Raw genomic sequence first — 18,434 nt, forward strand, 5'->3', positions numbered from 1 at the left:
GTTAGCAATTATTAATATTTTTGAATTTGTTACAACAAAAGTAAATAGGAGGTATAAATATGGTAGGGATTATCCTAGCAAGTCATGGACAATTTGCTGAAGGAATCTTACAATCCGGTTCAATGATCTTTGGCGAACAAGAAAACGTCAAAGCCGTGATTTTGAAACCAAGTGAAGGTCCAGATGACTTGAGAGCCAAATTGGAAGAAGCGGTTGCTTCTTTTGATAATCAAGACGAAGTGTTATTCTTAGTTGATTTATGGGGCGGAACACCGTTCAATCAATCAAACACATTATTCGAAGAGCACAAAGATAAATGGGCAATCGTCAGCGGTTTGAATTTGCCAATGTTGATTGAAGCCTATGCATCACGCTTTTCAATGGAATCTGCTCATGAAATTGCAGCGCATATCATTGAAACAGCAAAAGATGGTGTAAAAGTGAAACCGGAAGAATTAGAACCGGCAGAAGCACCGAAAGCAGCAGTTGAAGACGCACAACCTAAAGGAGCGCTTCCAGAAGGAACTGTGGTCGGAGACGGGAAAATCAAATATGTATTAGCTCGTGTTGACTCACGTCTGTTACATGGACAAGTTGCGACAGCTTGGACAAAAGCAGTGCAACCAAACCGTATTATCGTTGTTTCAGATGCAGTATCAAAGGATGATCTGCGTAAGAGACTAATCGAACAAGCTGCTCCTCCAGGTGTAAAAGCAAATGTTATTCCTATTAGCAAAATGATCGAAGTCGCAAAAGACCCTCGTTTTGGAAATACCAAAGCATTGCTTTTATTTGAAAATCCTGAAGACGTATTGACAGCTGTTGAAGGTGGCGTGGACATCAAAGAATTAAATGTTGGGTCAATGGCGCATTCGGTTGGTAAAGTCGTTGTAAGTAAAGTATTGTCTATGGGACAAGAAGATGTTGAAGCGTTTGAGAAGCTTGAACAAAAAGGTGTGAAATTCGATGTACGTAAAGTACCTAATGATTCACGCGATAACATGGATGACATTTTGAAAAAAGCAAAAGCTGAATTAGCAAAAGCGTAATAAATAATATTAAAATTTATAGGAGGCTTATCATGTCTATTATTTCAATAATTTTAGTCGTATTAGTTGCCTTTCTAGCTGGTATGGAAGGTATTCTTGATGAATTTCAATTTCATCAACCACTAGTGGCATGTACATTGATCGGTTTAGTTACCGGAAACCTCGAAGCTGGTATCGTACTTGGCGGTACGCTTCAAATGATCGCTTTAGGTTGGGCAAATATCGGTGCCGCTGTAGCACCAGATGCTGCATTAGCATCAGTAGCATCAGCAATTATTTTAGTTTTAGGTGGACAAGGTGTTAAAGGTGTTCCTTCTGCGATCGCGATTGCCGTTCCTTTGGCTGTTGCAGGGTTGTTCTTAACAATGATCGTACGTACAATCGCTGTTCCAATCGTTCATTTGATGGATGCAGCTGCTGAAGAAGGAAACATCCGTACGGTTGAAATGTGGCACATCATTGCTGTATGTTTACAAGGGGTTCGTATCGCGGTCCCAGCAGCAGCATTGCTATTTATCCCAGCACAAACTGTGCAATCATTCCTTGAATCAATGCCAGCATGGTTAACAGATGGTATGGCTATCGGTGGGGGAATGGTCGTAGCTGTAGGTTACGCTTTGGTAATCAACATGATGGCTACAAAAGAAGTATGGCCATTCTTCATTATCGGTTTCGTTGTAGCTGCAATTTCTCAATTAACATTGATTGCTCTAGGTGCTTTAGGTGTTGCATTAGCTCTTATTTACTTGAACCTTTCTAAAATGGGTGGTTCATCAAATAATGGAGGCGGAAGCAACTCTGGTGACCCTTTAGGCGACATTTTGAATGACTATTAATCTTGAAGGAGGAAAATAAAATGGCAGAAGAAAAAATCAAATTATCAAAAAAAGATCGTTTAGCTGTTGCATGGCGCTCTACCTTCATTCAAGGTTCATGGAACTACGAACGTATGCAAAACGGTGGCTGGGCATTTTCTATGATTCCAGCAATCAAAAAATTATACAAAACAAAAGAAGAACGTTCTGCAGCATTGAAACGTCACTTGGAATTCTTTAATACACACCCATACATTGCTTCTCCAATTTTAGGGGTTACATTGGCACTGGAAGAAGAACGTGCGAATGGCGCACCTGTTGATGATGTAGCGATTCAAGGGGTTAAAGTAGGTATGATGGGTCCTTTAGCTGGTGTTGGTGACCCAGTGTTCTGGTTTACAGTACGTCCAATGCTAGGTGCACTAGGTGCTTCATTAGCTATGGGAGGAAATATCCTTGGACCAATCATCTTCTTCTTAGGTTGGAACATTATTCGTTGGGCATTCATGTGGTATACACAAGAATTCGGCTACAGAGCTGGTTCTAAAATTACGGATGACCTTTCTGGCGGATTATTACAAGACGTAACAAAAGGTGCTTCTATTTTAGGGATGTTCGTATTAGCTGCCTTGGTACAAAGATGGGTATCAATCAAATTCTTACCAGTTGTATCAACTGTAAAATTAGATAAAGGTGCTTACATCGAATGGGATAAATTACCTTCAGGTGGTGAAGGAATCAAGAGTGCATTTGAACAAGTTAATAATGGCTTAGCCCTTTCTCCTGAAAAGGTAACAACGTTACAAGACAACTTAGACCAATTGATTCCTGGTTTAGCTGCATTAGGATTAACATTGTTCTGTATGTGGTTGCTTAAGAAAAAAGTTTCTCCAATCGTTATTATCCTTGGCTTATTCGTAGTCGGTGTTGTAGGACACGTCATCGGACTTTTATAATCCATAAAAATATAGCTCGGGCGTTGTCCCGAGCTTTTTTTATATAGTATACTGTGAATAAACAGATATTTGGAGGGAGAAAATGGTTCAATCAATCAATACAAAAGTAGACTTAGTAATTGACGCTACTTCATTTACGGGGCTGACAGATTACGGACAAATCATGATAGGCGATAATGGCTTTGAATTTTACCATGCGCGAGATAGACGCAAATATATCCAAATTCCATGGGAAGAAGTGGATTATGTACTAGCATCGGTTATGCTAAAAGGAAAATGGATTCCTCGATATGCCATTCAAACGAAAAAAAATGGTACATACACATTTTCTTCCAAAGAACCTAAAAAAGTACTTCGTGCGATCAGAGAATATGTAGATGAAGATAGAATGGTACAGTCATTGAGTTTCTTCGATGTAGTGAAACGTGGTATCCGTAGCATGTTTAAACGCAAATAAAAAATAAAGAAAACTTCTAAGGGGAGGTTTTCTTTATTTTTTTACTTTGCAGAAGAAAATATGAAATAGCAGAACCAATTATTTGTCCCCTTTAAATCCCTTATGCTAAAATTGATTAGCAAAGAAGGAGGTTATATTATGAGTTGGTTATGGACATTGATTGTTGGAGCTGTGATCGGAGCGATTGCAGGTGCAATCACCAGCAAAGGAAATTCGATGGGCTGTATCACGAATATCATTGCTGGATTAGTTGGTTCAAGTATTGGACAAGCGATTTTCGGCGAATGGGGACCAAAAGCTGCAGGTATGGCACTTATTCCATCTATTTTAGGCGCAGTGATTTTGGTAGCAGTTGTCTCGTTTTTCTTTGGAAAACGGTCATAAGTTTTTTACAAAATAGTAAACTAAAAGGAGTTGCAGCGAGACTGTGACTCCTTTTTGGCTTTCTTTCTTTAAAAGAAAAAGAAGTTTTCCGGAAATTTTTATTTAACTGTCGTGTACGAAGAAAAGTTTGCTATAATAGAAAAAAGCGTGCAAAGAAAGAGGGAGTTTCATTATGATGCTACGTGTAGAAAAATTGCGCAAAAAAATGCAAGAAGAAAATTTGGATTCATTTTTGGTTACCAGTCCGTACAATCTTCGTTACTTAACGAACTTTACAGGTACGACAGGATTAGCTGTTATTACTTTGGAAAAAGCATTTTTTATTACTGATTTTCGTTATACCGAGCAGGCGGCAGCGCAGGCTCAAGGGTTTGAAATTATTAAAAATGTCGGACCTATTTTTGATGAGGTAGCAAACTTAGTACGCAAAGAAGAACTGCACTCATTAGCTTTTGAGGAAACAACAGTCTCATTTTTAGAATATTCGGTTTTAGAAGAAATCATCGATGCGGAATTAGTACCTGTTTCACAGATGATTGAAGAACTTAGAGAAGTGAAAGATGAAGAAGAAATCGCCATTATCGAAAAAGCATGTAATATTGCGGATATGGCTTATGATCACATCCTGAAAATGATCCAACCGGGCATGACTGAGATTGAAGTCGCAAATCAACTAGACTTTTATATGCGTTCTCTTGGCGCTTCAGGTGTTTCTTTTGATACGATCGTTGCTAGCGGATTGCGTTCGGCTATGCCGCATGGTGTAGCAAGCAAGAAACTCATCGAACAAGGTGACTTGATCACGTTGGATTTTGGCTGCTATTACGAAGGGTATGTTTCTGATATGACACGTACATTCGCTATTGGTGATCCTGGAGAAAAATTAAAAGAAATATATCAAGTAGTTCTAGATGCGCAATTAGCGGTTATTGATGCTGCGAAACCAGGAATGACTGGTGTACAATTAGACGCAGTTGCTAGAGATTATATTTCAAAACATGGTTACGGTGAAGCATTTGGACATTCTACAGGACATGGGATCGGTCTGGAGATCCACGAAGGACCGAATGTTTCTTCTCGTGCGGAAAAGCAATTTGTACCAGGAAATGTAATTACTGACGAGCCAGGGATCTACTTACCAGGAATCGGTGGGGTACGTATTGAGGACGATTTGCTGATCACAGAAGATGGCAATCGTGTATTGACTCGTTCACCAAAAGAATTGATCATCTTATAGTCTCGTCCATAAAAGAAGTAAGCGTAAAAATCAGTGTTCACAGACTTTGTTATAGAAAATCGCTTGATTTAATGATACACTATAGAAGAACTTTTAAGCTGTAAGAGATAATAAAGTTGGATATTTTCTCCAATTCATAGCAATTTGCAGCTGATCGGCGGCAGTTTTTTTACCAAATGATCATTATAGCCGCATCATAGAGAATTCGGATGTATCTCGTGCTTAGGCAAAGGGAGGAATAAATAAATGGCAGATGAAAAAAATTTGATTTTAAACGCAAACCAAGATTTGGGAGAGATTGTGATTGCTCCTGAAGTCATCGAAGTAATCATCGGGATTGCTGCTTCTAAAGTAGAAGGCGTATACGGAATGCGCGGAACTTTTGCCAGCAATGTCACTGAATTATTAGGACGAGCAGCTCACGGAAAAGGTGTTTACTTGGCAAATGAGGAAGATGGCTTGAAAGTAGATCTTTACTGCTACCTGGAATATGGTGTTTCAGTTCCTAAAGTTGCAATGGAAATGCAAGAACGGGTTAGCCAGCAAGTCCTTTTCATGACAGATATCGATCTAGCTGAAGTCAATATCCATGTAGTAGCTGTTGTTCCTGAAAAATTAGAACAACCAACAATCGAAGAACTTTTTGAAGACGAAGAGGAAGAGAATGAATAAAGAATTATCAAGACACGAGATTCGGGAGATGGCATTGCAGGCTTTATTTCCGTTAGACTTCAATGCAGACCTAACAAAAGAAGATGCGATTTTCAACGCAATCGAATTAGACCACCGCGACATGATCAATGAAGATGAATCAGAGTTTGTTCCTGTTTATCTTGATACGCTAGTTGGCGGTGTCTGTGCAAAAAAAGATGAATTGGATAAAGTGATCGAAAAACATTTGAAAAACAATTGGCATATCAATCGGATCTCAAAAATGGATTTGGTGATCTTGCGTATCGCGATTTTTGAAATGACTTATGTGACAGATGTACCAGCGGCTGTTGCTTTAAATGAAGCAATTGAGTTGGCAAAAACATTTAGTGATGACCGTTCGCGTAAATTCGTCAACGGTGTTTTATCCAATGTATTAAAAGAATTAGAAGCTGGGGCGTAAGTCCTAGCTTTTTTCTGTGAATCATCATAAACCTGTTATAAATCGGGAAAATTCTATGGTAGAATGAAAACACAAAAAATATCTGGGAGTGGTTAGATGGCAGAATTGATTAACGGAAAAGAATTAGCTGAAAAAATGCAGGCAGACATTGCTGAAAAAATCCAAAAATTGAAAGATAATGGTATCCATCCCGGATTAGTTGTTTTATTGGTAGGGGAAAATCCAGCCAGTCAAATCTATGTAAGAAATAAAGAACGCGTAGCAAAAGAAATCGGAATCCATTCATCAGTAGAGCGTTATCCTGAGACGATTTCTGAAAACGAACTACTTGCAGAAATCGAAAAATACAATCAAGATCCTAGATTTCATGGTATATTGGTTCAATTACCATTGCCAAAGCATATAGATGAAGAAAAGATCCTGTTAGCTATCCGTCCTGAAAAAGACGTAGACGGTTTTCATCCAATGAATTTAGGCAGACTCCTTGCGGGTAAACCGGACAAGATTCCTTGTACGCCATATGGCATCATGAAAATGTTTGAAGCTTATTCTATCAATCCGGCGGGTAAACGAGCAGTAGTTATCGGACGAAGCAATATCGTCGGCAAACCGATGGCTCAGCTGCTCTTGATGGCAGATGCAACTGTTACTGTTGCTCATTCTAAAACCGAAAATCTGGCTGAACTGGCACAAGAAGCAGATATCTTAGTCGTAGCGATAGGACGTGGACATTTTGTCACAAAAGAATTCGTAAAACCAGGTGCTGTAGTGATCGATGTAGGGATGAACCGTGATGCTAACGGTAAGCTGATCGGTGATGTGAAATTTGATGAAGTGGAGCCTATTGCAGGCTGGATCACTCCTGTGCCAAAGGGTGTAGGGCCAATGACTATCACAATGCTGATGTATCAAACCGTAAAATCTGCCGAAGCTTTTGGAGCAGGTGAATAAATGGCACAAGAATATTTAACTGTCACTACATTAACGAGGTATTTGAAACGTAAATTTGATGCCGATCCTTATTTAGAACGGGTATATTTAACCGGTGAAATATCGAATTTCCGTTTACGCGCCAATGCCCATCAATATTTCAGCTTAAAAGATGATCATGCAAAAATATCTGCTATTATGTTCAAAGGTGCATTCCAAAAATTACGATTCCAGCCAAAAGAAGGAATGAAAGTCCTTGTTGTTGGGCGTATTTCACTCTATGAAGCGGGAGGTTCGTATCAAATCTATGTAGAGCACATGGAGCCTGATGGAATAGGTGCTTTATATCAAGAATTGGAAGAACGAAAAGAAAAGCTGATGAAGGAAGGCCTTTTTCAAGGTCCTAAAAAAATGTTGCCGCGTTTCCCAAAGCGAATCGCGATTCTTACCAGTCCAAGCGGAGCGGTTATACGCGATATCATCACGACGGTGAAAAGAAGGTATCCAATTGTCCAATTGGTTTTGTTCCCAACCGTTGTACAAGGGAATCAAGCAGCGGACAATGTTGTCAAAAATATTCGACGAGTAGAAGAGATGGGCGATTTTGATACAATGATCATTGGTCGTGGGGGCGGATCGATTGAGGATTTGTGGCCGTTTAATGAAGAACGGGTTGCCCGAGCGATTTATCAAGCCAATACGCCGGTGATCTCATCTGTGGGACATGAAACAGATACCACGATCGCTGATTTAGTAGCAGATGTTCGGGCTGCTACTCCAACAGCAGCTGCAGAATTAGCTGTTCCTGTTTTGTCAGAAGAGTTGATGCGCATTCAAGAACGGCAAGCTAGATTGCAGCAGGCGTTTGTACGCCAGATCCAGCGCAAACAAGAACGGTTCGAGCGTGCTCGACGTTCCTATGTCTTTCGGCAGCCTGAAAGATTGTATGAAGGACAGACCATCAAATTAGATCAATTGAAACAGCGATTATATCAAGCTACACAGCAGATTTATCATGCAAAAGAAAAGCAAACGATCGCGTTAAGCCACCAATTGGAACAAGTGGCTCCGCTTTATCGAGTCAAAGCAGCCCGCCAAGAAACTGCTTATCTAGAAAAACGTTTAGAAGAGAAAATCCAACAATATATGAAACAACAGCAGCAGCGTTTTGCTCAAGCTGTTCAATCTCTTGATTTGTTGAGTCCATTGAAAATCATGGGAAGAGGCTACAGCTATACGACGTTAAATGATCAAGTAGTAAAAAGTGTCTCCGAGATTCATCAAGGGGATTTGCTGACAATCCATTATCAAGATGGAATCGTTAAAGGACAAGTACAAGAGATAGATAAAGGAGAATAAGAATATGGAAAATCCAACTTTTGAAGAGTCACTGCAAGAATTAGAAAAAATCGTCATGCAGCTAGAACAAGGAGACGTTCCATTAGAATCAGCTCTAGATTCGTTTAAACGAGGAATGGAATTAAGCAAACATTGCCAAGATACCTTAGCTAAAGCAGAAGAAACTTTGACGAAAATGATGACAGAATCAAATGAAGAAGTTGATTTTGACGGAAACGAGGAAAGCTGAGATGAGATTAACTGACTTTTCAGCTATTCATCTACCTGCTGTAGAAAAAGAAATCTTGTCTTTTTTAGATGAACATACGACGGATAGAGCACTCTGTGATGCGATGACTTATTCAGTAAAAGCAGGTGGAAAAAGAATCCGTCCCTTATTACTTTTAGCGGCCGTTGCTTCCTTTGATGAGCCTATCGATGTTCCCGTCTATCAAGTAGCAGCTGCTTTAGAAATGGTGCATACGTATTCCTTGATCCACGATGATTTGCCTGCGATGGACAATGATGATCTTCGAAGGGGAAAACCTACCAATCACAAAGTATTCGGCGAAGCGTTAGCTATATTGGCTGGAGATGGTTTACTGACAGGCGCATTCCAGCTGATCAGTATGGCACACTTGGGTCATTCTCCTAAGCTTCTGTTGCTTCAGCAATTAGCTGTTTGTGCGGGATCACAAGGTATGGTGGCTGGACAAGCTGCAGATATCGAAGGAGAATCAAAAAAGCTTTCATTAGAGGAATTAGCATTTATTCATGAAAGAAAGACAGGACGTTTGATTCGTTATGCCTTGCTAGCTGGAGGTATATTAGCGAAGCAACCTGAAGAAATCTTATTGCTACTTCAACGATTAGCCGAACATTTAGGTTTGGCTTTCCAGATAAGAGATGATCTACTTGATGTGATTGGTACAACGAAAACGTTAGGGAAAACAGCTGGCAAAGATGAACGTATGGAAAAAAACACTTACCCGCGTTTATTAGGACTAGAAAAGACACATGAGGCGTTGGAGATTGAGTTGTTATCCGCTAATAAGATCATAGACAAATTAGAAGAGGACGTTTTTTCTTTTGATGGCAGGCTAATGCGCCAGATGATCAAGCAATTTGATGTGGAGAAATGAGGGAAAGAATGGAAAAAGAACGCGTAGATGTATTAGCGGTCAAACAAGGATTATTTGAAACAAGAGAACAAGCCAAACGTTCAGTTATGGCTGGTTTGATTTACAACGAAAAAAACGAGCGGTTTGATAAACCGGGAGAAAAAATTCCAGTAAGTAGTGAATTAAGAGTCAAAGGTAAAAAACTTCCTTATGTTTCTCGGGGTGGATTAAAATTAGAAAAAGCGCTCAAAGCATTTGATCTATCTGTTGAAGGAAAAACATTGTTAGATATCGGTGCTTCCACTGGCGGATTTACTGATGCAGCTTTGCAAAATGGCGCTAAAATGAGTTATGCTTTAGATGTCGGTTACAATCAGCTAGCTTGGAAAATCAGACAAGATCCTAGAGTCGTCGTAATGGAAAGAGTGAATTTTCGTTATGCAAAACCCGAAGACTTTACCTTAGGGATTCCAGAAGTTGCTGTCATCGATGTTTCTTTTATTTCACTAAAACTGATGCTGCCTCCATTACATGCTATTTTAAAAGAAGAGGGAGAAGTGATTGCCTTAATCAAACCCCAATTCGAAGCAGGCAGAGAAGCTGTAGGGAAAAACGGAATTGTTCGTGACGCACAGACCCATCAAAAAGTTTTAGAAGACATTTTGTCATTTGCGGCACAAGGTGGATATGATGTGCTGGAAGTAAGTTATTCTCCAATCACGGGGGGAGAAGGAAATATCGAGTTCTTGGCTCACTTGAGGAAGGTACCTGAAAGCGGCACGATCAATCCAGCTATTAATATGGCAGAAGTGGTTTCAAACGCACACGAACAGTTTGACCATAAATAAATTGTAACTGTGAAAATCAAGTGAGAAGTATGCGGATTCTTCTTTATTATACCAAGGAAATAAGCTATCATTGGTTAAGAAGAATAAGCTAAGGAGCGAAGACGTAATGAGAAAAAAAGATCGGCATCGTTTGATTACTCGATTGTTGAGTGAGCAAGATATCCGAAAGCAGGAAGAATTTGTTGAAATCCTGAAAAGCAAAGGAATATCTGTTACTCAAGCTACGATTTCCAGAGATATAAAGGAACTAAAACTGATTAAGGTACCGGCCTCAGATGGCGGCTACCGTTATAGTATACCAGCTGAAACAAATGAAGATGTAAATACTAAATTGGAAAAACTGTTAAAAGACGCTTTCGTAGCAGTTGACCAAATGGAAAAATTTGTTACTTTGAAAACTTTGCCGGGGAATGCTTCGGCAGCAGCGAATTTGATCGATAAGCGCTACAAGAAAGAATTATTTTCGATTATCAATGATGACGATAATGTTTTGATGATTACACGAACTGAAGACCAGGCAGTTTTACTAAAGAAAGACTTCCTGCATTACCTTTAAGTTGAGGAGCGAATGTGATGCTACAAGAAATCAGTATTACTAACTTTGCGATTATTCCGGAATTGCGGCTTTCTTTTCACGAAGGAATGACCGCGCTGACCGGAGAGACTGGTGCGGGTAAATCCATCATTATCGATGCTTTAGGTTTGTTAGCAGGAGGAAGAGGTTCAAGCGATTATATACGTCAAGGCGCAGAAAAATGCATTCTTGAAGGATTGTTTGAACTTCCGAAACAAGAAGGATTCTCTGAATTGATGGTTGAATTAGGTATCGAAACGGATGAAGACATTCTGATCGTTCGACGAGATATGTCGTTGACTGGAAAAAATGTTTGCCGAGTGAATGGTCACATCATCACGCTAGCTAATCTAAGGAAAATCGGCAGTTATTTAGTGGATATCCAAGGGCAAAACGAACATCAGGAACTGCTCCAGCCTGAATCACATCTTGCTTTATTGGATCGTTTTGGAGATGCAGCTTTCCAACAGAAGAAAAAGAGTTATCAGCAAGAATATACCTCTTATCGTGAGCTGGAAAAAAGGGTACGAAAAGTGCAGCAAAATGAAAAATCCTATGTTCAGAGAATAGATATGCTCCATTTCCAGCAAGAAGAAATAGCTGCTGCTGATTTGCAAGTCGGAGAAGAAGAGAAATTAAAAGAAGAAAGAGAAAAACTTAGCAATTATCAAAAAATTGCTGATGGATTAGCTGCAGGCTACGGAGCACTGACGAATAATGAACAAAACAGTGTAGATGGCGTTGGCTTGGCCGTTGCAGAATTGCAAGGGATCGCACATCTAGATGTGGAGTATGAAGCAATTTATGAAAATATCCAAAGTGCTTACTATTTGTTACAAGATGCAATCGGAGACATGAGTCGTCAAATCGATTTGTTGGAGTTAGATGAGAACCGTTTAGAAGAAGTGACTCAACGTCTAGAATTAATCCGACAGTTGAAACGCAAATATGGCGAATCCATTGAGTCGATATTGGCTTACTATGACGAAATCACCGAAGAGCTAGCTTCTTCTGATTTTTCAGAAGGTCAATTGGACAAAATGAAAGAGGAACTAGAGCAAAAAGAGCTTCTACTTCAGCAACAAGCCGCAGATCTTCATGAAGCGCGTAAAAAAATCGCAAAAGAATTGGAAAAATCCATTCTGCATGAATTAAAAAGTCTGTATATGGAAAACACTGAGTTTGAAGTACGTTTCTTAAAAGAAGAAAACAGACAATTGAATCATGATGGGTTTGACCAAATCGAATTCTACATTACGACCAATCCAGGAGAGCCGCTGAAGCCTTTAGTGAAAGTCGCTTCTGGTGGCGAATTATCTCGGATGTTACTGGCTTTGAAAACGATTTTTTCTTCTGAGCAAGGTGTGACAAGTATTATCTTTGATGAAGTGGATACAGGTGTAAGTGGAAGAGTTGCACAAGCCATCGCGGATAAAATTTCTCAAATATCGAAATACTCTCAAGTTTTGTGCATCACTCATCTACCGCAAGTCGCCGCAGTCGCCGACTATCAATATTATATCGTGAAAGCAGTGATTGATGGTCGTACGCAAACTTCTGTTTCAGAATTGAAAACAAAAGAAAGAGAAGAAGAAATTGCACGCATGCTAGCTGGAAGTGAGATTACAAAACTGACACTCGAACATGCAAAAGAACTATTGCAACTCGCAAGAAGGACCTGATCCACCTCGTAGTGGTTCAGGTCCTTTTTAGCAGCTGATAGCTATATTTTATTTTTTACATGACACTCATGACAGCAGTCAATACAACAGACCCAATCGTTAAAATCAGCATCGTCCAAATGACAAATTTTGTTACTTTAGCAAAAGTACTTGTTTGTTTTTTTTCACGCATTGTTTTCAACCTCGTAATTAATTAGTTAATCCAAGTGTACAATCTTTTTGTCTTTTCTACAAGAGGTCTTTTTTATAAAAACTTCCCTTTTTTTAAATAATAGGTAGTTACGATACAAATAAATAATGTTAATAGGACTAGCCAGATAAACGCATCATCTCTTTCAGCAATGGGTAGCTTGATGTTCATCCCATAGATACTTCCGATGATTGTTGGTATAGTTAATATAATCGTTAAAGAAGTTAAAATTTTCATAATATTATTCAAATTATTCGATACAATTGCTGAAAAAGTCTGATTCATTTGTTCTACTAGTTTTAATTGAATGCGAGAAGTAGTCATTGCTTGCTCTGTTTCTACCAATACATCACGCAGATGGTTTTTCAACGCATGATTTTCTTGGAAAAGTTTATTTTGCGCTAATTCTTTCAATGCATCTAAATTAGCAGAAGTCGCTTCTCTGAAATAAACAAGGCTTTTTTGGATATCCATGATTTGATAAAGTTGTTTGTTTTCAGTTGATACTTGAAGTTTGGCTTCCAAAGTATCGCATTGAGATTGAAGCGTAGCTAAATAACTGTTATAAGACAGTGTAACCTGCCAGATGAATTGAAAGAAGATATTGAGATTGGGTGAAACATCGCTTTTTGGAAAGGTTTGACTAAAGACTTTCTTTAAAAATAGTGGTTCATGATTCGTAATTGTGATAAGCTTCTTTTTGGGCGTCAAAATGATAGAGAGCGGGTATGTATCCACTTGAAAATAACCGCTAGGACTTGTTTTAGCAAACGGATATTGTAACAATAATAACGCTGGTTTTGTCAACTTTGATTGATTGAATTCTTCTGTACGGGAATTTTCTGCATCGTCCAATATGGAAGTGATGTAATCTGACGGAATTTCAAATTGATGTGTCAGCTGATGAATCTCTTCTTGATTGGGACGTTCTACACAATACCAGATCGTTTGGTCAGTTTCCTTTCCGGTATTACGCAGTTTCTCATTATCTAATGTAAAATATTTGATCATGATTTTCCTCCTGTTGCCTGTTTTTTTTATTATAACGGATAGGGGATTGGAATACATGGAATGTGTTTGTAAGATATAGAATATAACTGCATAAATTTAAATAAAATGAAACAGTTGTGTAAAGTATATACAGTATACTTGAAGCAACGATAAAAAAGGAGTTTACGTTCATGGGCACATTCACACCACTTATCTTGTTTTGGTATATTTACCCGGTAATCGTTTTGTTTGGTTGCCAATTTCTTGTAAAATTATTTTCGTTAAATCGTCGTTTTAAAATAAAAGCCCCTGATTTGGCGATTCCTTTTTTGTGGGGCGGTATGCATGCGTTGTCTAGAAACACAGCGACAATTTCTATCCTGCCGTTTTTCTTTATTTCTGTTTTACTAATGGGCATCTGTATTGCTGTTTTTCAAGCATATTATTATGAAGAAATCATTTATCCGCGTTATTTCAAGATGACTTGGCGTTTGGTATTTCTGCTGACGATCGTCTTGTACGCGGTCTTGATCATTGTGAATATACTTTCTTACCTATGAAAAAAGCAGAAAAGCTGTAAAAAGTCTTTTAAAAGGCTTTTTGCAGCTTGATTCTTAAAAAAATGTTTATGAATAAAAAAAGTTGTTCCCGGATTTCCTAGAAAAGGTGGTAGAAAGTGGGGGATTGTGGTAGACTAATTTTAGTTAGTGGAGGAATGGGGGGCTTTCAATGTTGATGGGTGAATTCCAACATAATATTGATGCAAAAGGACGTTTAATCGTTCCCTCAAAACTTCGTGAAGAACTTGGCGAAAAGTTTGTTCTGACACGCGGATTGGATGGTTGTCTTTTCGGCTATCCGATGAGCGAATGGGAAAATCTGGAAGCTAAGCTGAACGAAATGCCGTTGGCTAAAAAAGACGCACGTACATTTGTGCGATTCTTCTATTCGGCTGCCACTGAATGCGAACTTGATAAACAAGGACGGATCAATATACCAAGCACGTTAAGAAATTATGCAGCTTTGACAAAAGAGTGCGTAATCATCGGCGTATCTAACCGAATTGAAATTTGGGATGAGACACGATGGGAAGATTTTTCTGCAGAAGCAGAAGAGAATTTTGACGAAATTGCTGAAAATATGATTGATTTCGGACTATAAGAATAGGAAGAGGCTGACTAATGACTGAAACATTTCAACACTATACAGTCATGTTGAAAGAAACGGTAGATGGATTGAACATCAAACCGGATGGCGTTTATGTAGACTGTACACTCGGCGGTGCCGGACATAGTGAATATTTATTGAGCCAACTAAGTTCTAAAGGGCACCTGTATGCGTTTGACCAAGATCAAAAAGCAATCGATCACGCCAAGCTGCGTTTAGCTTCTTATGTCGAACAAGGGATGGTCACATTTATCAAAGCGAATTTCAGAGAATTAGAAGAACGCTTGAGTGAGTATGTAGATAAGGTAGATGGTATTTTGTATGACTTAGGGGTTTCCTCTCCTCAACTAGATGAAGCAGAACGTGGATTTAGTTATCATCAAGATGCACCCTTGGATATGCGTATGGATCAGTCAGCTCCTTTAACCGCTTATCACGTAATTAATGAATATTCCTACCATGAATTAGTAAAGATTTTCTTCCGCTATGGCGAGGAGAAATTTTCCAAACAAATTGCTCGTGAAATCGAACGAGTACGAAAAACAAAACCAATCCAAACAACTGGTGAGCTTGTCGAAATCATTAAACAAGTCATCCCAGCTCCCGCAAGAAGAAAAGGCGGGCATCCTGCAAAAAGAATTTTTCAAGCTGTGCGGATTGCAGTAAATGACGAACTTGGTGCCGAAGAGACCTCTTTAGAACAGGCAATCCGGTTATTGAAAGTCAATGGAAGAATCAGTGTGATCACATTCCACTCATTAGAAGACAGAATTGTCAAAAGTATGTTTAAAGAATATAGTACGGTTCAAGATTTACCACCGGGACTTCCTGTCATACCTGACGAATTTCAACCGGAACTAAAAGTCATTACTCGTAAACCAATCCTTCCTTCAGAGGAAGAGTTAGCAGAAAACAATCGATCACGCAGTGCAAAGTTACGTATTGCAGAAAAAATAAGAATGAAAGAGGAGTAGAATGATGGCAGAATTAAAGAAAATGCAAGAGTACGAATATGATTTACCTGAATTGGTGGATCAGCCAGAACAACAAATGCCAGATTCTTCTTCGAATCAAGAAATCATTCTTCCACAATCACCAGCAAAACGATTGAAGCAGATTTCTGCTTTGGAAAAAATTGCTGTGGCAAGCGTGGCGATTGCTATTGTTGCTTTGTGTGTTTTAACAGTCATGTTGCGTACAAATATCAGCGGAGCTGAAAAAGAAATCACATCAATACAAACAGAAATCAATGATAAAAAGCAAGAAAAAACGAGTTTAGAACAAGAAAAAAATGAACTTTCTCGTACTGAACGGATTAAACAAATCGCAGAAGAAAAAGGATTGTCTATTAATGACGACAATTTAAGGAAAGTGAAGTAAATGAGTCTTAAAAATAAAATTCGGCGGTTTATGGAAAAGAAAAATCTAAATCCGATGAACAATCGCAAAAAAGTAGGTATCATTTTATTTGCTACGAGTATTGGATTGTTCTTTTTATTTGCCGTCCGTTTCTCGTATATCGTTATTGGAGGTCATGTTGCTGGTACCTCATTAGCTGAAAAAACAAAACAGTTGTACCAAGGAAGTGAAGTAGTAAAAGCAAAAAGAGGAACGATTTATGATCGTAACGGTGTGGCGCTCGCAGAAGATGCCTCCTCTTATTCAATTAAAGCGATACTCTCAAAAACATATACTTCTGGGGATAAAAAGCTGTATGTCGAAGAAAAGAATTTTGATAAAATAGCAGAAATCCTGCATAAGAATCTTTCTATAGACAAAAAAGATGCACTGAATATTTTAGAAGACGGCGCAAAAAAAGAGCTGTATCAAGTTGAATTTGGTAGCTATGGGAAAAATATCTCCCAAGAAACCAAGCAAAACATCGAAGCAGATATGAAAAAAGAAGGTGTCGCTGGTCTTTACTTTGTCGACCATCAGGCTCGGATGTATCCAAATGGCGTCTTTTCTTCTCATTTTATCGGATATGCAGTTCCAGACAAAGATGAGAATGGCTTAGTTGGTAAACTAGGTTTGGAGTCTGCTTACAATGATATTTTGAGCGGTAAAGATGGTAAGATTATTTATCAAAAAGATAATTTTCAAAATCCTCTGCCAGGTACAGTAGCAGAAGAAGAAAAAGCTGTTGATGGACAAGATATCTACACGACTTTGGACAGTAGACTACAAAGTTATTTGGAAACACTGATGGATCAAGTAAATGAAGAATATCAACCGGAAGAATTGACAGCAGTCTTGATGAAAGCAAAAACTGGAGAGATTTTGGCGATGGGGCAGCGTCCTACTTTTAATCCCGAAACAATGGAAGGTTTGACTGGAGAAGATGCTATCTGGCGTAATTTCTTGGTACAAGATAGTTATGAGCCAGGATCAACCATGAAAGTTTTCACTACTGCAGCCGCTATCGAAGAAGGAGAATTCAACGAGAATGAAACCTTCCAATCTGGAAAAATCCAAGTAGAAGATGCGACGATCAATGACCATGACTTTGGTGAAAAAGGTGTGCTGACCATGCGTCAAGCTCTTTCATGGTCAAGTAACGTCGGGATGGTCATACTGGAACAGCGATTAGGCGGACGATGGTACAATTATTTACAAAAACTAGGATTTGGACAAAGTACCCATTCTGGATTAGATGACGAAGTAAATGGTGCTTTGCCTACATCAAATATTGTCGACCGAGCAATGAGTGCTTATGGACAAGCGGTAGGTGTGACGAATTTCCAAATGATGAAAGCTTTCACTTCTATTGCGAATAACGGTACAATGATTCAACCTCGATATATCAGCAAAGTAGTGGATCCTCAAACTGGAGAAGAGCGAACAACTCAAACAGAAGTTCTAGGACAACCTTTTTCAAAAGAAACAACAGAAAAAGTCCGTGAATATATGAGAGATGTTGTCGAAAGCGAAAACTACGGTAGTGCTTATGGCGTATATAGTGTACCTGGATACAATGTATCGGCAAAAACCGGAACAGCCCAAATCGCTTCTGATACAGGGGGATACCAAACAGGAGATACAGCCTACCTGTATTCGATTGTGGAGATGGTTCCTTCTGAAGATCCAGACTATGTCTTGTATCTAACAATGAAACACCCTAAGACATATGATCGAATGGCTTTGGCTAAAATCGCAAATCCATTGATGAAACGGGCAATGGATTTTAAAGAAACTGAAGAAGATACGGATACAGAAACCAAAACAGAAAAAGTATCCGTAGCCGATTATCGTAATCTAGAAGCAGATGTTGCAGCAGCGGATGCTCAAAAAAGCGGACTGCAACCTGTCGTTATCGGTAACGGGAAAAAAGTACAAAAACAATCTACTGCCAACGGTGATCAGTTGATCTCTGGAGAAAAACTGATTCTATATACTGGCGGCGACAAGCTGATGCCTGATGTAACTGGATGGTCAAAAGCAGATATCATGAAGCTAGGGAAAATCCTTGGTATCGAAGTTAGTTTTGATGGGGATGGTTATTGTGTCAAACAAGAACTTGCTCCATATGAAAAAATCACAAAAGAAAAACTTAATTTTACTTTAGAAGAATAAGAAGAGAAA

22 protein-coding genes are annotated in these 18,434 nt (G+C 38.9%); 20 read left to right on the forward strand and 2 right to left on the reverse strand.

Annotated elements, in window-relative coordinates; genetic code table 11:
- Positions 1 to 59: 59 nt before the first annotated feature.
- The 15 genes from HMPREF2988_RS12190 to recN all read left to right on the forward strand — a co-directional run bounded on the left by HMPREF2988_RS12190 (position 60) and on the right by recN (position 12,505).
- Positions 60 to 1,049, forward strand: a complete 990-nt coding sequence (locus HMPREF2988_RS12190; RefSeq protein ID WP_002289456.1) for a mannose/fructose/sorbose PTS transporter subunit IIB — start codon at positions 60 to 62, stop codon at positions 1,047 to 1,049.
- A 32-nt stretch (positions 1,050 to 1,081) separates the two neighbouring features.
- A complete protein-coding gene (locus HMPREF2988_RS12195) occupies positions 1,082 to 1,885 on the forward strand; it encodes a PTS mannose/fructose/sorbose transporter subunit IIC (RefSeq protein ID WP_002310261.1) in 804 nt (267 codons plus the stop codon).
- Between the two features lie 20 nt (positions 1,886 to 1,905).
- Complete coding sequence (locus HMPREF2988_RS12200; RefSeq protein ID WP_002310262.1) at positions 1,906 to 2,820, forward strand: PTS system mannose/fructose/sorbose family transporter subunit IID; 915 nt, start codon at positions 1,906 to 1,908, stop codon at positions 2,818 to 2,820.
- A gap of 82 nt (positions 2,821 to 2,902) precedes the next feature.
- Positions 2,903 to 3,277, forward strand: a complete 375-nt coding sequence (locus tag HMPREF2988_RS12205) for a DUF956 family protein (RefSeq protein WP_002286668.1) — start codon at positions 2,903 to 2,905, stop codon at positions 3,275 to 3,277.
- Between the two features lie 138 nt (positions 3,278 to 3,415).
- Positions 3,416 to 3,661, forward strand: coding sequence for a GlsB/YeaQ/YmgE family stress response membrane protein (locus HMPREF2988_RS12210; protein WP_002291892.1), 246 nt, complete (start codon positions 3,416 to 3,418; stop codon positions 3,659 to 3,661).
- Between the two features lie 172 nt (positions 3,662 to 3,833).
- Positions 3,834 to 4,898 carry a M24 family metallopeptidase gene (locus HMPREF2988_RS12215; RefSeq protein WP_002315415.1) on the forward strand — a complete coding sequence of 355 codons (1,065 nt, stop codon included), beginning with the start codon at positions 3,834 to 3,836 and terminating at the stop codon, positions 4,896 to 4,898.
- Between the two features lie 246 nt (positions 4,899 to 5,144).
- On the forward strand, positions 5,145 to 5,570 hold the full coding sequence (locus HMPREF2988_RS12220; RefSeq protein ID WP_002291889.1) for an Asp23/Gls24 family envelope stress response protein: 426 nt from the start codon (positions 5,145 to 5,147) through the stop codon (positions 5,568 to 5,570).
- A complete protein-coding gene (gene nusB, locus HMPREF2988_RS12225; protein ID WP_002286662.1) occupies positions 5,563 to 6,012 on the forward strand; it encodes a transcription antitermination factor NusB in 450 nt (149 codons plus the stop codon). The genes HMPREF2988_RS12220 and nusB overlap by 8 nt, the downstream gene beginning before the upstream one ends.
- Before the next feature lie 96 nt (positions 6,013 to 6,108).
- A complete protein-coding gene (locus HMPREF2988_RS12230; protein ID WP_070770732.1) occupies positions 6,109 to 6,963 on the forward strand; it encodes a bifunctional methylenetetrahydrofolate dehydrogenase/methenyltetrahydrofolate cyclohydrolase in 855 nt (284 codons plus the stop codon).
- Complete coding sequence (gene xseA / locus HMPREF2988_RS12235; protein WP_002315413.1) at positions 6,964 to 8,301, forward strand: exodeoxyribonuclease VII large subunit; 1,338 nt, start codon at positions 6,964 to 6,966, stop codon at positions 8,299 to 8,301.
- A 4-nt stretch (positions 8,302 to 8,305) separates the two neighbouring features.
- The gene (locus HMPREF2988_RS12240) at positions 8,306 to 8,530 is read left to right on the forward strand and encodes an exodeoxyribonuclease VII small subunit (RefSeq protein WP_002286657.1); all 225 of its coding nucleotides are present in this window, start codon (positions 8,306 to 8,308) and stop codon (positions 8,528 to 8,530) included.
- Between the two features lies 1 nt (position 8,531).
- A complete protein-coding gene (locus tag HMPREF2988_RS12245) occupies positions 8,532 to 9,422 on the forward strand; it encodes a polyprenyl synthetase family protein (protein ID WP_070770733.1) in 891 nt (296 codons plus the stop codon).
- Positions 9,423 to 9,430: 8 nt separating this feature from the next.
- Positions 9,431 to 10,249 (forward strand): TlyA family RNA methyltransferase, encoded by an 819-nt coding sequence (locus tag HMPREF2988_RS12250; RefSeq protein WP_024634769.1) that lies wholly within the window; start codon positions 9,431 to 9,433, stop codon positions 10,247 to 10,249.
- A gap of 106 nt (positions 10,250 to 10,355) precedes the next feature.
- On the forward strand, positions 10,356 to 10,805 hold the full coding sequence (locus HMPREF2988_RS12255; protein ID WP_002291879.1) for an arginine repressor: 450 nt from the start codon (positions 10,356 to 10,358) through the stop codon (positions 10,803 to 10,805).
- 17 nt (positions 10,806 to 10,822) lie between these two features.
- A complete protein-coding gene (gene recN, locus HMPREF2988_RS12260) occupies positions 10,823 to 12,505 on the forward strand; it encodes a DNA repair protein RecN (protein ID WP_070770734.1) in 1,683 nt (560 codons plus the stop codon).
- 55 nt (positions 12,506 to 12,560) lie between these two features.
- Here recN and HMPREF2988_RS12265 read toward each other — a convergent pair whose 3' ends face one another.
- Both HMPREF2988_RS12265 and HMPREF2988_RS12270 read right to left on the reverse strand, forming a co-directional pair.
- A complete protein-coding gene (locus HMPREF2988_RS12265; protein WP_002291876.1) occupies positions 12,561 to 12,677 on the reverse strand; it encodes a DUF4044 domain-containing protein in 117 nt (38 codons plus the stop codon).
- A gap of 72 nt (positions 12,678 to 12,749) precedes the next feature.
- Complete coding sequence (locus HMPREF2988_RS12270) at positions 12,750 to 13,706, reverse strand: magnesium transporter CorA family protein (protein ID WP_002291874.1); 957 nt, start codon at positions 13,704 to 13,706, stop codon at positions 12,750 to 12,752.
- Positions 13,707 to 13,876: 170 nt separating this feature from the next.
- On the opposite strand from HMPREF2988_RS12270, the gene HMPREF2988_RS12275 reads away from it, so the two are divergent.
- The 5 genes from HMPREF2988_RS12275 (at position 13,877) to HMPREF2988_RS12295 (ending at position 18,425) form a co-directional block, all read left to right on the forward strand.
- Complete coding sequence (locus HMPREF2988_RS12275; RefSeq protein WP_002291871.1) at positions 13,877 to 14,245, forward strand: DUF3397 domain-containing protein; 369 nt, start codon at positions 13,877 to 13,879, stop codon at positions 14,243 to 14,245.
- Between the two features lie 169 nt (positions 14,246 to 14,414).
- The gene (mraZ, locus tag HMPREF2988_RS12280; RefSeq protein WP_070770735.1) at positions 14,415 to 14,846 is read left to right on the forward strand and encodes a division/cell wall cluster transcriptional repressor MraZ; all 432 of its coding nucleotides are present in this window, start codon (positions 14,415 to 14,417) and stop codon (positions 14,844 to 14,846) included.
- Between the two features lie 20 nt (positions 14,847 to 14,866).
- Entirely contained in the window at positions 14,867 to 15,826 is a 960-nt protein-coding gene (rsmH, locus tag HMPREF2988_RS12285; RefSeq protein ID WP_002345577.1) for a 16S rRNA (cytosine(1402)-N(4))-methyltransferase RsmH, read from the forward strand.
- Positions 15,827 to 15,830: 4 nt separating this feature from the next.
- Entirely contained in the window at positions 15,831 to 16,232 is a 402-nt protein-coding gene (ftsL, locus tag HMPREF2988_RS12290) for a cell division protein FtsL (RefSeq protein ID WP_002297992.1), read from the forward strand.
- Complete coding sequence (locus HMPREF2988_RS12295; RefSeq protein WP_002310275.1) at positions 16,233 to 18,425, forward strand: penicillin-binding transpeptidase domain-containing protein; 2,193 nt, start codon at positions 16,233 to 16,235, stop codon at positions 18,423 to 18,425.
- Positions 18,426 to 18,434: the final 9 nt, after the last annotated feature.

Origin of the sequence: Enterococcus sp. HMSC061C05 (assembly GCF_001814765.1) — a bacterium.
Lineage (GTDB): Bacteria > Bacillota > Bacilli > Lactobacillales > Enterococcaceae > Enterococcus_B > Enterococcus_B lactis.

Bases quoted from the DNA above. Each gene is read 5' to 3' on its own strand.
- HMPREF2988_RS12275 (WP_002291871.1), top strand. From the start codon at position 13,877: ATGGGCACATTCACACCACTTATCTTGTTTTGGTATATTTACCCGGTA.
- HMPREF2988_RS12265 (WP_002291876.1), bottom strand. From the start codon at position 12,677: ATGCGTGAAAAAAAACAAACAAGTACTTTTGCTAAAGTAACAAAATTT.
- ftsL (WP_002297992.1), top strand. From the start codon at position 15,831: ATGGCAGAATTAAAGAAAATGCAAGAGTACGAATATGATTTACCTGAA.
- HMPREF2988_RS12200 (WP_002310262.1), top strand. From the start codon at position 1,906: ATGGCAGAAGAAAAAATCAAATTATCAAAAAAAGATCGTTTAGCTGTT.
- HMPREF2988_RS12250 (WP_024634769.1), top strand. From the start codon at position 9,431: ATGGAAAAAGAACGCGTAGATGTATTAGCGGTCAAACAAGGATTATTT.
- HMPREF2988_RS12205 (WP_002286668.1), top strand. From the start codon at position 2,903: ATGGTTCAATCAATCAATACAAAAGTAGACTTAGTAATTGACGCTACT.
- HMPREF2988_RS12245 (WP_070770733.1), top strand. From the start codon at position 8,532: ATGAGATTAACTGACTTTTCAGCTATTCATCTACCTGCTGTAGAAAAA.
- mraZ (WP_070770735.1), top strand. From the start codon at position 14,415: ATGTTGATGGGTGAATTCCAACATAATATTGATGCAAAAGGACGTTTA.
- HMPREF2988_RS12295 (WP_002310275.1), top strand. From the start codon at position 16,233: ATGAGTCTTAAAAATAAAATTCGGCGGTTTATGGAAAAGAAAAATCTA.
- HMPREF2988_RS12255 (WP_002291879.1), top strand. From the start codon at position 10,356: ATGAGAAAAAAAGATCGGCATCGTTTGATTACTCGATTGTTGAGTGAG.
- rsmH (WP_002345577.1), top strand. From the start codon at position 14,867: ATGACTGAAACATTTCAACACTATACAGTCATGTTGAAAGAAACGGTA.
- HMPREF2988_RS12230 (WP_070770732.1), top strand. From the start codon at position 6,109: ATGGCAGAATTGATTAACGGAAAAGAATTAGCTGAAAAAATGCAGGCA.
- HMPREF2988_RS12240 (WP_002286657.1), top strand. From the start codon at position 8,306: ATGGAAAATCCAACTTTTGAAGAGTCACTGCAAGAATTAGAAAAAATC.
- HMPREF2988_RS12190 (WP_002289456.1), top strand. From the start codon at position 60: ATGGTAGGGATTATCCTAGCAAGTCATGGACAATTTGCTGAAGGAATC.
- HMPREF2988_RS12195 (WP_002310261.1), top strand. From the start codon at position 1,082: ATGTCTATTATTTCAATAATTTTAGTCGTATTAGTTGCCTTTCTAGCT.
- HMPREF2988_RS12270 (WP_002291874.1), bottom strand. From the start codon at position 13,706: ATGATCAAATATTTTACATTAGATAATGAGAAACTGCGTAATACCGGA.
- nusB (WP_002286662.1), top strand. From the start codon at position 5,563: ATGAATAAAGAATTATCAAGACACGAGATTCGGGAGATGGCATTGCAG.
- recN (WP_070770734.1), top strand. From the start codon at position 10,823: ATGCTACAAGAAATCAGTATTACTAACTTTGCGATTATTCCGGAATTG.
- HMPREF2988_RS12220 (WP_002291889.1), top strand. From the start codon at position 5,145: ATGGCAGATGAAAAAAATTTGATTTTAAACGCAAACCAAGATTTGGGA.
- xseA (WP_002315413.1), top strand. From the start codon at position 6,964: ATGGCACAAGAATATTTAACTGTCACTACATTAACGAGGTATTTGAAA.
- HMPREF2988_RS12215 (WP_002315415.1), top strand. From the start codon at position 3,834: ATGATGCTACGTGTAGAAAAATTGCGCAAAAAAATGCAAGAAGAAAAT.
- HMPREF2988_RS12210 (WP_002291892.1), top strand. From the start codon at position 3,416: ATGAGTTGGTTATGGACATTGATTGTTGGAGCTGTGATCGGAGCGATT.